Source organism: Paraburkholderia largidicola, assembly GCF_013426895.1.
Lineage (GTDB): Bacteria > Pseudomonadota > Gammaproteobacteria > Burkholderiales > Burkholderiaceae > Paraburkholderia > Paraburkholderia largidicola.
The window spans coordinates 1,180,294-1,192,031 of sequence record NZ_AP023174.1; the positions used below are offsets into that span (position 1 = coordinate 1,180,294).

Sequence of the window (11,738 nt, forward strand, 5' to 3'; positions counted from 1 at the left end):
TTCCAGTGCGGCCGAGGTCGAGTGCGGCCCAGCCGAGTGCGGCCCAGCCGTTCCGTTTCCCCGATTTAAACCGTAGAAGAAGTGCAATGAGCGATTACCACCCCGTTTTTGAGATGTCGATGCCGATCCGTTGGGGCGACATGGACGCGTTCGGCCATGTGAACAACACGGTCTATTTCCGTTACATGGAGCAGGTGCGGATTTCCTGGTTCGAGCAGCTGGGCATCGCCGGCGGCAATGGCGAAGGGCAAGGGCCCGTGATCGTCAATGCATCGATGGAGTTTCTGAAGCAGCTGCACTATCCGGGCGACGTGATTGGCCGCATGACGGTCGGCGTGCCGGGGCGCAGCAGCTTCGACACGGGCTTCGAGCTGTACCGCGCAGACGATCCGGACACGTTGTACGCGCGCGGCAATGCGAAGTGCGTGTGGATCGACTACGCGGCGGGCAAGTCGGTGCCGATTCCCGATCTGCTGCGCTCGACTATCGAAAACGCTCACCTCGTGAAGGTCTGAGCGTCATCTTCGCGCGCCGGCCCTCAGTGTCGGCGCCGCTCGCCGGTTTCCAGGCCGGTTTTCAGGCGGAACTCAATTCCCGAGCAGGCGCTGCAGCAGTTCAGTCGCGTTCCCTGTACCGTATTTGCGCATCAGCCGCGCGCGATAGACGTCGACCGTGCGCGAGCTGATGTCGAGAATCCGGCCGATCTGCTTGCTCGTTTTCCCCGTCACCAGTTGCGCGGCGATTTCGCGCTCGCGCGGCGTCAGTTCGACGGCGACGCGCCGCGTCGCGCTCAGATCCTCGAACGTCCAGACGCCCGCTGCGTGCGGCATCGCGCGATCGAGCGAGCGGCCTGTCACATGGCACCAGAACAGCTCGCCGTTGGCGCGCTTCATGATGCGGTCGTCGGCGTAGCTGCCTTGCGCCGTCATGATGGGCGGAATGCGTTCGCCGATGCGCTCGAACTCGTCGGGCGACGGATACAGTACTTCGAACGATTGCCCCAGCAACGATTCGCGCGAGCGGCCGAAGATCGCGGCCAGCTGGTCGTTGCAGTCTTCGATGATCCGTTCTCGCGACAGCACGAGACCGATCGGCGCGAGGTGAAAAGCGGTTTGGTAATCCAGTGCGGGCATGAAATCAGCGAAGGATGCGGTACGAATACTTATGTATTTTTGCGTATTGTGCCGCAAGCCCGCCGCATCGTACCCTTTCGGCACATCACAAGATGCGCGGCAGGCGCGCCGGACGGAAATGGCAGGACACGGCAAACGGCTCGCAAGGCTTGCTCGGAGCCTTCTGTGAGCAACCCTTTGCAATGTTTTGCAGGTATCACGCCACCGTTCGCCGCAGATGACTAGAATGGGCGATTCGGGCCAGGCCCGCAGCGCCCCGGCAACCGGTTCAGGCCGCGTGAAAGCGCGCAGGAACACGCTGCCAGTCGATATAAGAACGGCGTCGCATCGATCCGGATTTTCGGGTATCCAATCAAGGAAGGGACACACTGATGAACAAAGTCTACGCAAGCGCGGCGTCCGCGCTCGAAGGCATCGTCAAGGACGGCCAGACATTCGCTGTCGGCGGCTTTGGCCTGTGCGGCATTCCCGAAGCGCTGATCGCCGCCCTGCGCGATTCGGGCGTCAAGGGCATCACCTGCATCAGCAATAACGCGGGCGTCGATGGATTCGGCCTCGGCCTGCTGCTGGAAACGCGTCAGATCAAGAAAATGATCTCGTCGTACGTCGGCGAGAACAAGGAATTCGAGCGCCAGTATCTGGCGGGCGAACTCGAGCTGGAATTCACGCCGCAAGGCACGCTAGCCGAAAAGCTGCGCGCGGGCGGCTCGGGCATTCCGGCGTTCTTCACGAACACGGGCTACGGCACGATCATCGCGGAAGGCAAGGAAACGCGCCAGTTCGGCGAAAACCACTACGTGCTCGAACATTCGCTGACGGCTGACGTCGCGCTGGTCAAGGCGTGGAAGGCCGACAAGTCGGGCAACCTGATCTTCCGCCGCACCGCGCGCAACTTCAACCCGATGTGCGCGATGGCCGGCAAGATCACGGTCGCCGAAGTCGAAGAGATCGTCGAAACGGGCGAACTCGATCCGGACGCGATTCACCTGCCGGGCATTTTCGTCCAGCGCCTCGTGCTGAATGCGAGCCCCGAAAAACGCATTGAACAACGCATCGTCCGCGCGAAAGGAGAGTAATCATGGCTTGGAATCGTGACCAGATGGCCGCGCGCGCGGCGCAGGAACTGCAAGACGGCTTCTATGTGAACCTCGGCATCGGCCTGCCGACGCTCGTCGCCAACCACGTGCCCGCGGGCATGGAAGTGTGGCTGCAATCGGAAAACGGCCTGCTCGGCATCGGCCCGTCGCCGTATGAAGAAGAAGTCGACGCCGATCTCATCAACGCCGGCAAGCAGACGGTGACGACGCTGCCGGGTTCGTCGATTTTCTCGTCGGCTGACTCGTTCGCGATGATTCGCGGCGGACACATCAACCTGGCCATTCTGGGTGCCATGCAGATCAGCAAGAAGGGTGATCTGGCGAACTGGATGATCCCGGGCAAGATGATCAAGGGCATGGGCGGCGCGATGGACCTCGTCGCGGGCGTGAAGAAGGTCGTCGTGCTGATGGAGCATGTTGCGAAGGGCGACCAGCACAAGATCCTCGAAGAGTGCACGCTGCCGTTGACGGGCGTGGGCGTGGTCGACCGCATCATCACCGACCTCGGTGTGATCGACGTGGTCGACGGCGGCCTGAAGCTGGTCGAACTGGCCGACGGCGTCACGATCGACGAGATCAAGGCGAAGACGGGTGCGCCGCTGGATACGAGCGCGGTGGGCTGATTGCCGTTGTCCGGCCTCGCGCCGGACTCGACTATCGGGAAGCGGGCGCGACGCAGGTCGCGCCCGTTTTCCTTTTGCGGCTCGCGCATTTGCCTTAGGCCTTTGGGCCAATAAGCATGCGAGACGAAGCAGTTTAGAATCGATTGTGTTCCGTGCAGCATTGCACGCCACCATCTTCCGATCGAGGGTTTCCTGATGACTGCTACGACCGTCGCTGTTTCGTCCGCCATCGATATCACCGCGCCCCGTCAGCGCTACGTGCAATGCGCGAGCCCTGTGGGCCTGCATCGCATCGCGTACACCGAATGGGGTGCGCCTGACAATCCGCGCGTGCTGGTCTGCGTGCATGGCCTCACGCGCTCGGGGCGCGACTTTGACCGGGTCGCGGCGGCGTTGTCGTCGGTGTATCGCGTGGTGTGTCCTGACGTGGTCGGGCGAGGGTTGTCGTCGTGGCTGGCCAATCCCGCTTATTACACGATTCCGCAGTACGTCGGCGACATGGTCACGCTCGTTGCGCGGCTCGGCGTGGAATCGGTGGACTGGTTCGGCACCTCGATGGGCGGGCTGATCGGCATGGCTTTCGCCGGGCTGAAGGACTCGCCCATTCGCAAGATGATCGTCAACGACGTCGGCCCGCACGTCGAGCCGGTCGCGCTCGAACGTATTGGCAGTTATCTGGGGCAGCCGGTGTCGTTCGCCACGCAGCAGGAAGTGATCGATCATGCGGCCTTGCTCGCGCAATCATTCGGTCCGTTGACGCCGGACGAGTGGCGCGAGATCAATACGCCGCTCGTGCGCGAGCACGACGGCGCATGGGGGTTCCGCTACGACCCGCGCATCGCGGAGCCCTTCACGAAGACCACGCCTGAAATGACCGCGCTCGGCGAGGCGGCGCTGTGGCATTCGTTTGCGGCGATCGAAGGGCCCGTACTCGTCGTGCGCGGCGAGCAATCGGATCTGCTGTCGCGCGAAACCGTCGCGCAGATGATCGAGAAGGGACGTAATGTGTCGAGCGTCGAAATCCCCGGTGTAGGACACGCGCCAGCCTTTCTCTCCGCTGATCAGATCGATATCGTGAAACGGTTCTTTATCGGGGACGGCGCTGAGGCGTCATAATATGAGATTGGCGCGGCGTCGCTGATGGATCTCGAAGCATCGAGGTGCACGCATAACACATCGCCGCGCAGGGTCGTTTTTCATTCTCAACGGACAGGACATTTCATGGCAGTCATTCGTCATCACGTCGGCAAGCGCCTTTCGGAAACCGCTGTGCACAACGGCACGGTTTATCTTGCTGGCCAGATCGCCGAGGACACCGATCAGGACATCGTCGGTCAAACGCGCGAAGTGCTGGGTCACATCGACCGTCTGCTCGGTGAAGTCAACAGCGACAAGTCGCTGCTGCTCTCGGTGCAGATCTATATCTCGGACATGGTGCATTTCGCCGGCATGAACGCCGCGTGGGACGAATGGGTCGCGCAAGGCAACACGCCGCCGCGCGCAACCGTCGAGGCGAAGCTCGCCAACCCGAAGTGCCTCGTCGAAGTGGTCGTCGTCGCCGCGCAGCGCAGCTAGGCACGCCATCACGTTTCAAGCATTCGCCTGACCGCCCGCGTTTGCCGCGGGCCGCCGCATGATGAACACCGACACCGTCACGACCGCTCCGAACCCAACGCCGTCTTTCGACGACGCGCTCGCGTTCGTGCGCGAGCACGCGGGCGACGCGCGCCTGTCGTCGGGCGAGTCGCTCGCCGACCATGCTGCGGGCACGGCCGCCATCATGCGCACACTCAACGTCGATCCGCCTGCGGTGCTGGCGGCGGCATTGTTCTCGCTGACGCCGCATCTGGCGAACCCCGAGCAGACCATCGCCGACAACTTCGGTGAGGAAGTCGCGCAACTGGTCGGCGACGTGCGTAAGCTGCTGCGGCTCGGCACCGTGAGCATGCGCGCGGCGCAAAATGCAATGCCCGAAGCGGGCCGCGATGCGCAGGCCGCGCGCCGCGCGCAGGTCGAAGCGCTACGCAAGATGCTGCTCGCGTTCGCGCAGGACATCCGCGTCGTGCTGATCCGGCTCGCATCGCGGCTGCAATCGCTGCGCTATTACGCTGCGGCGAAGATCACGCCGACGCCGGACGTGCCGCGCGAGACGCTCGATATCTACGCGCCGCTCGCTAACCGGCTCGGCATCTGGCAATTGAAGTGGGAACTCGAAGACCTCGCGTTTCGCTTCGAGGAGCCGCAAACCTACAAGCGGATCGCGAAACTGCTCGACGAGAAGCGCGTCGAGCGCGAAACCTATGTGTCCGAGGCGATCGCGCAGCTGCAACAGGAGTTGGCGGCTGCGCATATCGACGCCGAAGTCAGCGGCCGGCCAAAGCATATCTACAGCATCTGGCGCAAGATGCGTGGCAAGGAGCTCGACTTTTCCGAGCTCTACGATGTGCGCGCGTTTCGCGTCATCGTGCCGGACATCAAGGATTGCTACACGGTGCTCGGCATCGTGCACAACCTGTGGCAGCCAGTGCCGAGGGAATTCGACGACTACATCTCGCGTCCCAAGCCGAACGGCTACAAGTCGCTGCATACGGTCGTGATTGGCGACGACGGCCGCGCGTTCGAAGTGCAGATCCGCACGCAGGAAATGCATCAGTTCGCCGAGTACGGCGTGGCCGCGCACTGGCGCTACAAGGAAGCGGGCACGCGCGGCTATGGCGGGCAATTCAGCGCTAGCGAGAAGTACGACGAGAAGATTGCGTGGCTGCGTCAGCTGCTGGCGTGGAAGGACGATGTGTCCGAAGGCAAGCCCGGTGAAAAGGGCGCTGCCCGGCCGTGGGAGCAGCTTCGCCAGGCGACGCTCGACGACGATCATATCTACACGCTCACGCCGCAGGCGCGCGTGATTCCGCTGCCGCAAGGCGCGACGCCGCTCGATTTCGCATATCACCTGCATAGCGAACTGGGGCATCGCTGCCGCGGCGCGCGCGTCGACGGGGCGATGGTACCGTTGAACACGCCGTTGCAGAACGGGCAGACGGTCGAGATCATCTCAGTGAAAGAGGGAGGTCCGTCGCGCGACTGGCTCAATCCGAATCTCGGCTATCTGCAAAGCAATCGCGCGCGCCAGAAGGTGCGCGCGTGGTTCAACGCAGTCGAAGTGCAGGAGAACATCGCGACCGGGCGCGCGATGGTCGAAAAGACCTTGCAGCGTGAAGGCAAGACGTCGGTCAATCTCGATCAGCTTGCTGCGAAGCTCGGCTTCAAGTCCACCGACGACCTGTTCTCGGTGGTCGGCAAGGAAGAGTTCAGCTTGCGGCTCGTCGAGCAGGCGCTGAACGATGCGCCACCCGCCGAGCCCGTCGTCGAAGCGCCCGAGCAGTTCGAGAAACGCAGCAGCGGCGCGAGCGTCGCGCATGGCGCGTCGACGGGTGTGCTGGTCGTCGGCGTCGATGCGTTGCTCACGCAACTCGCGCGCTGCTGTCGCCCGGCGCCGCCCGATGACATCGCGGGCTTCGTCACGCGCGGCAAGGGCATGTCGATACATCGCAGCGACTGCCCGACGTTCCTGCGCATGGCGGACCGTGCGCCGGAGCGCGTGCTGCAAACGGCCTGGTCCGCGGACGTGATGAGCGGGCGCGGCAAGTCGGTCTATCCCGTGGATCTCTCAATCGAAGCCACCGACCGGCAAGGTCTGCTGCGCGATATCTCCGAAGTCTTCGCCCGCGAGAAGATGAACGTGGTGGGCGTAAAGACGCAGTCGCGGCGCAATGCGGCGTTCATGCAGTTCACGGTCGAAGTGTCGAGCGCGGCACAAATCCAGCGAGCGTGCGCAATGTTGGGTGAAGTGGCGGGCGTCGTCAGCGCTACGCGCAAGTGACGGCGCTGGCCGTTCGCGAAGCGGGCATTGGGATTTTGATGTCGCTGCATAAAAACGCTTGCCAACTTTCTCTACGCTCCATATAATCTCGTTTCTCTAGGCTCGTAGCTCAGCTGGTTAGAGCACCACCTTGACATGGTGGGGGTCGTTGGTTCGAGTCCAATCGAGCCTACCAACGAATCCGAAACTTCGGCTTGCCGATGTTTCGCAAACGCAAGTAGCAATGAGCGCTTCGGCGTAAATGGCGAATCAAGCGAACATGGTTATGACACCGCGAACGTTGACCGGAACTGCTTCGGAGCGACGCTAGTCGAGGACCACTTTCGCCCTTGTTGTTTGCAGTAGTTTGCAGAAACGTGAATGCGGCCCCTCGAAAGCGGGGCCGCATTTTTTTTGTCGCGCTTTTTTGTCTTTAAGTCTTGTTGCCTGTGCCGCCGGCCGGCATTACGGAGAACGCAATGGTTTCGATACGACTGCCCGATGGTTCTGTTCGACAGTACGAGCATCCCGTGACCGTCGCCGAAGTGGCGGCCTCGATCGGCCCCGGTCTCGCGAAGGCGGCGCTCGGCGGCAAGATCGACGGTGAACTGGTCGATACGTCTGCGCTGATCGATCGCGATGTCTCGCTCGCGATCGTCACGGACAAGGACGCCGATGGCCTCGACATCATTCGCCACTCGACGGCGCATTTGCTCGCGTACGCGGTGAAGGACCTTTTTCCTGAAGCGCAGGTGACGATCGGGCCGGTGATCGACAACGGCTTCTACTACGACTTCTCGTATAGCCGTCCCTTCACGCCCGAAGATCTCGAGAAGATCGAAAAACGCATGCAGGAACTCGCGAAGAAGGATGAGCCGGTGTCGCGCCGCGTGGTGTCGCGCGATGAGGCCGTCGAGTACTTCAAGAGCATCGGTGAGAAGTACAAGGCCGAGATCATCGAATCGATTCCCGCCAGCGATGAAATCAAGCTGTACTCGCACGGTGGCTTTACGGATCTCTGCCGTGGCCCGCACGTTCCGTCGACGGGTAAGCTGAAGGTCTTCAAGCTGATGAAGCTCGCGGGCGCGTACTGGCGCGGCGACTCGAAGAACGAGCAGTTGCAGCGTATCTACGGCACGGCCTGGACGAAGAAGGAAGACCAGGACGCGTATCTGCACATGCTCGAAGAGGCGGAAAAACGCGATCACCGCAAGCTCGGCAAGCAGCTCGACCTGTTCCACATGCAGGACGAGTCGCCGGGCATGGTGTTCTGGCATCCGCGCGGCTGGACCTTGTGGCAGCAGGTCGAGCAGTACATGCGCCGTCGCGTGAACGACGCGGGCTACCTCGAGATCAAGACGCCGATGATCATGGACCGTTCGCTGTGGGAAGCGTCCGGTCACTGGCAGAACTATCGTGAAAACATGTTCACGACGGAGTCGGAAAAGCGCGACTACGCAATCAAGCCGATGAACTGCCCGGGTCACGTGCAGGTGTTCAATCACGGCCTGCGTTCGTACCGCGATCTGCCGCTGCGTTACGCGGAATTCGGCTCGTGCCATCGGAATGAGTCATCGGGCGCACTGCACGGCCTGATGCGCGTGCGCGGCTTCGTCCAGGACGATGCGCATATTTTCTGTACCGAAGACCAGTTCATCAGCGAATCGATCGCGTTCAATACGCTTGCGATGAGCGTTTATAAAGATTTCGGCTTCGACAACGTCGAAATCAAGCTGTCGCTGCGCCCCGATGCGCGCGCGGGTACGGATGAAACCTGGGATCGCGCCGAGCAGGGTCTGCGGGATGCGCTGACGGCCTGCGGCGTGAGCTGGGAAGAATTGCCCGGCGAGGGCGCGTTCTACGGTCCGAAGGTCGAATATCACATCAAGGATGCGCTCGGCCGTTCGTGGCAGTGCGGCACGCTCCAGCTCGACATGGTGCTGCCGGAGCGCCTCGGCGCCGAATACGTCGCCGAGGACAACAGCCGTCGCCGCCCGATCATGCTGCACCGGGCAATCGTCGGATCAATGGAGCGTTTCCTCGGCATTCTGATCGAGCACCATGCCGGTGCAATGCCTGCCTGGCTGGCGCCGATGCAGGTCGTCGTGATGAATATCGCGGAAAGTCAGGCGGAATACGCACAATCTCTGGCCCAATCGTTGCAAAAACAAGGGGTTAGAGTAGAGGCTGATTTGCGCAACGAGAAGATTAGCTATAAAATACGCGAGCACACGCTGGAAAAGGTCCCGTATCTGCTGGTCGTCGGCGATAAGGAGCGTGATGCACAAACGGTAGCCGTGCGTGCCCGTGGCGGCGTCGATCTGGGCGTGATGTCCCTCGATGCCTTCAGCGAGCGTCTGCGCCAGGACGTGCAGACGTTCAAGTAGCCACCAGGCAGCGCGGCTCGTTTTTTTAATTTTTAGAGGAAACGTAACATCGCTACTGATAAGTCGTCGCATCGCATCAACGGTGAAATTACTGCACCCGAGGTGCGTCTGGTCGGAATCGACAACGAACCGCTCGGCATCGTAAAACTGGCTGATGCTTTCCGCCTGTCGGAACAGCAGGACGTGGATCTGGTTGAAATCGCGCCGCAAGCGGTTCCGCCCGTCTGCCGCCTGATGGACTACGGCAAGTTCAAGTACCAGGAAGCGAAGAAGCAGCACGAGGCCAAGCTCAAGCAGAAAGTCATCCAGGTCAAGGAAGTCAAATTCCGGCCGGGTACGGATGACGGTGACTACAACGTCAAGCTGCGCAATCTCGTCCGCTTCCTTGAAGATGGCGACAAGACGAAGATCACGTTGCGTTTCCGTGGCCGCGAAATGGCTCACCAGGAAATCGGCATGCGCATGCTCGAGCGTCTGCGCACCGATCTGGATGAAGTCGGTCAGGTCGAGCAGATGCCAAAGATGGAAGGCCGCCAGATGATCATGGTGCTGGCGCCGAAGAAAAAGAAGTAAGCAGACTTTCGCTGCGCATCGCATTGTGTGCAGCGAGTTTGTCGGAAAGTTTGAGTCGCACGTCGCCGAAGGCGGTGTGTGAAGGCAGGTTTCGGAATGCGCTCGCAGTTGTCGTACAGCGAGCGTTCTTCCTGAAAAGCAGCGGCCAGCAATTCAGGCCGTCTGCATACCAAGTGGAGTGGGTTTCAAAGGGCGGATGAGGGCTTTCTGGGCCAACCGCACACCCATGTCCATCAAATAATGGAGTAGTTGTCATGCCGAAGATGAAGACCAAGAAGAGCGCTGCAAAGCGCTTCGTGGTTCGTCCGGGCGGTACCGTCAAGCGCGGTCAAGCCTTCAAGCGCCACATTCTTACCAAGAAGACCACCAAGAACAAGCGTCACCTGCGCGGCGCCACGGCAGTTCATGATTCCGATCTGAACTCCGTACGCGCGATGCTGCCGTTCGCCTAACCCTTAACCGACACTCATAGGAGCGAAACATGCCTCGAGTCAAACGTGGGGTTACCGCACGGGCCCGCCACAAGAAGATCATTAATCTGGCCAAGGGTTACCGCGGCCGCCGCAATAACGTCTATCGCATCGCCAAGCAGGCGGTCATGCGCGCAGGCCAATACGCCTACCGCGATCGCCGCAACAAGAAGCGTGTGTTCCGCGCACTGTGGATCACGCGTATCAACGCGGCGGTGCGTCAGCACGACATGACGTACAGCGTGTTCATCAACGGCCTGAAGAAGGCGTCGATCGAACTCGACCGCAAGGTGCTGGCCGACATGGCTGTGTTCGACAAGGCTGCTTTTGCTGCGATCGTCCAGCAGGTGAAAGCCGCCGTTGCAGCCTGAGTGCGCTGTTAGCATCTAGTACTGCGTGGTTCGTTGCAGCGAACAGTCCGGTAGTCTCGGTGACGCTGCAACAAAAACGGGGCTCCTCACCGAGCCCCTTTTTTGTTGGTCGAGCCAGTTTTACTTCGATTGAATACTGACGTTGAAAAGATGGGATCAATGGATCTGGACCAGATTGTCGCCGACGCAAAAAGCGCCTTTGAACAAGCCTCCGACGTCACCACGCTCGAAAACGAGAAGGCACGCTTTCTCGGCAAGTCGGGCGCACTGACGGAACTGTTGAAGGGGCTCGGCAAGCTCGATCCCGAAACGCGCAAGACGGAAGGCGCGCGGATCAACATTGTGAAGCAGCAGGTCGAAGCTGCGTTGACGGCGCGCCGCCAGGCGCTTGCCGACGCGCTGCTGAACCAGCGCCTCGCCGCCGAAGCCATCGACGTCACCTTGCCCGGTCGCGGCACCGGTACAGGTAGTCTGCACCCCGTGATGCACACGTGGGAGCGGGTCGAACAGATCTTTCGCACGATTGGTTTCGACGTGGCCGACGGCCCCGAGATCGAAACCGACTGGTACAACTTCACGTCGCTGAACAGCCCGGAAAACCATCCGGCCCGTTCGATGCAAGACACGTTCTACGTCGACGGCAAGGACGCTGAAGGCCGTCCGCTGCTGCTGCGCACGCACACCAGCCCGATGCAGGTCCGCTACGCGCGCACCAACACGCCGCCTATCAAGGTGATCGTGCCTGGCCGCACGTACCGCGTGGACAGCGACGCGACGCACTCGCCGATGTTCAATCAGGTCGAAGGCCTGTGGATCGACGAGAACATCAGCTTCGCCGACCTGAAGGGCGTCTACACCGACTTCCTCAAAAAATTCTTCGAGCGCGACGATATTCTCGTGCGCTTCCGTCCGTCGTACTTCCCGTTCACCGAGCCTTCGGCCGAGATCGACATGATGTTCGAGCATGGCAAGAACGCCGGTAAGTGGCTCGAAATTTCGGGCTCGGGCCAGGTTCACCCGACGGTGATCCGCAACATGGGCCTCGACCCCGAGCGCTATATCGGTTTTGCGTTCGGCAGCGGCCTCGAGCGCCTGACGATGCTGCGCTACGGCGTTCAGGACCTGCGTCTGTTCTTTGAAAACGACCTGCGCTTCCTGCGCCAGTTCGCCTGAGGCGAGCCAAAGCGTAGAGCGCGAGCCAACAGGCTTTAAGCACGCGACGAGAGCG

The 11,738-nt window shown here is 61.3% G+C and carries 12 protein-coding genes and 1 tRNA gene; 12 read left to right on the forward strand and 1 reads right to left on the reverse strand.

All coding sequences use genetic code 11. The features are described 5' to 3' along the window. Positions 1 to 86 precede the first annotated feature (86 nt). Positions 87 to 515, forward strand: coding sequence for an acyl-CoA thioesterase (locus PPGU16_RS05295; RefSeq protein WP_180722006.1), 429 nt, complete (start codon positions 87 to 89; stop codon positions 513 to 515). A gap of 72 nt (positions 516 to 587) precedes the next feature. On the opposite strand, the gene PPGU16_RS05300 is transcribed toward PPGU16_RS05295, so the two are convergent. After that, positions 588 to 1,133, reverse strand: a complete 546-nt coding sequence (locus PPGU16_RS05300; protein ID WP_180722007.1) for a PAS and helix-turn-helix domain-containing protein — start codon at positions 1,131 to 1,133, stop codon at positions 588 to 590. A gap of 371 nt (positions 1,134 to 1,504) precedes the next feature. Here PPGU16_RS05300 and PPGU16_RS05305 point away from each other — a divergent pair, with 371 nt between their 5' ends. The 11 genes from PPGU16_RS05305 to pheS all read left to right on the forward strand — a co-directional run bounded on the left by PPGU16_RS05305 (position 1,505) and on the right by pheS (position 11,683). Next, positions 1,505 to 2,209: a CoA transferase subunit A gene (locus PPGU16_RS05305; protein WP_180722008.1), complete on the forward strand. Its 705-nt coding sequence runs from the start codon at positions 1,505 to 1,507 to the stop codon at positions 2,207 to 2,209. Positions 2,210 to 2,211: 2 nt separating this feature from the next. Beyond that, positions 2,212 to 2,853: a CoA transferase subunit B gene (locus PPGU16_RS05310; RefSeq protein ID WP_180722009.1), complete on the forward strand. Its 642-nt coding sequence runs from the start codon at positions 2,212 to 2,214 to the stop codon at positions 2,851 to 2,853. 195 nt (positions 2,854 to 3,048) lie between these two features. Then, positions 3,049 to 3,969: an alpha/beta fold hydrolase gene (locus tag PPGU16_RS05315; RefSeq protein WP_180722010.1), complete on the forward strand. Its 921-nt coding sequence runs from the start codon at positions 3,049 to 3,051 to the stop codon at positions 3,967 to 3,969. 105 nt (positions 3,970 to 4,074) lie between these two features. Next, positions 4,075 to 4,428 (forward strand): RidA family protein, encoded by a 354-nt coding sequence (locus PPGU16_RS05320; protein WP_035990403.1) that lies wholly within the window; start codon positions 4,075 to 4,077, stop codon positions 4,426 to 4,428. 61 nt (positions 4,429 to 4,489) lie between these two features. After that, positions 4,490 to 6,730 (forward strand): RelA/SpoT family protein, encoded by a 2,241-nt coding sequence (locus tag PPGU16_RS05325; RefSeq protein ID WP_180722553.1) that lies wholly within the window; start codon positions 4,490 to 4,492, stop codon positions 6,728 to 6,730. Positions 6,731 to 6,828: 98 nt separating this feature from the next. Continuing rightward, a tRNA-Val gene (locus PPGU16_RS05330) sits at positions 6,829 to 6,905 on the forward strand. Positions 6,906 to 7,188: 283 nt separating this feature from the next. Then, positions 7,189 to 9,096 carry a threonine--tRNA ligase gene (thrS, locus tag PPGU16_RS05335; RefSeq protein ID WP_042311288.1) on the forward strand — a complete coding sequence of 636 codons (1,908 nt, stop codon included), beginning with the start codon at positions 7,189 to 7,191 and terminating at the stop codon, positions 9,094 to 9,096. A 48-nt stretch (positions 9,097 to 9,144) separates the two neighbouring features. Next, positions 9,145 to 9,669 carry a translation initiation factor IF-3 gene (infC, locus tag PPGU16_RS05340; protein ID WP_079482295.1) on the forward strand — a complete coding sequence of 175 codons (525 nt, stop codon included), beginning with the start codon at positions 9,145 to 9,147 and terminating at the stop codon, positions 9,667 to 9,669. Between the two features lie 254 nt (positions 9,670 to 9,923). Beyond that, positions 9,924 to 10,121, forward strand: a complete 198-nt coding sequence (rpmI, locus tag PPGU16_RS05345; RefSeq protein WP_004191477.1) for a 50S ribosomal protein L35 — start codon at positions 9,924 to 9,926, stop codon at positions 10,119 to 10,121. Between the two features lie 29 nt (positions 10,122 to 10,150). Continuing rightward, the gene (rplT, locus tag PPGU16_RS05350) at positions 10,151 to 10,510 is read left to right on the forward strand and encodes a 50S ribosomal protein L20 (protein ID WP_109480110.1); all 360 of its coding nucleotides are present in this window, start codon (positions 10,151 to 10,153) and stop codon (positions 10,508 to 10,510) included. Between the two features lie 159 nt (positions 10,511 to 10,669). Then, positions 10,670 to 11,683, forward strand: a complete 1,014-nt coding sequence (gene pheS, locus PPGU16_RS05355; RefSeq protein WP_180722011.1) for a phenylalanine--tRNA ligase subunit alpha — start codon at positions 10,670 to 10,672, stop codon at positions 11,681 to 11,683. The last annotated feature ends 55 nt before the right edge of the window (positions 11,684 to 11,738 follow it).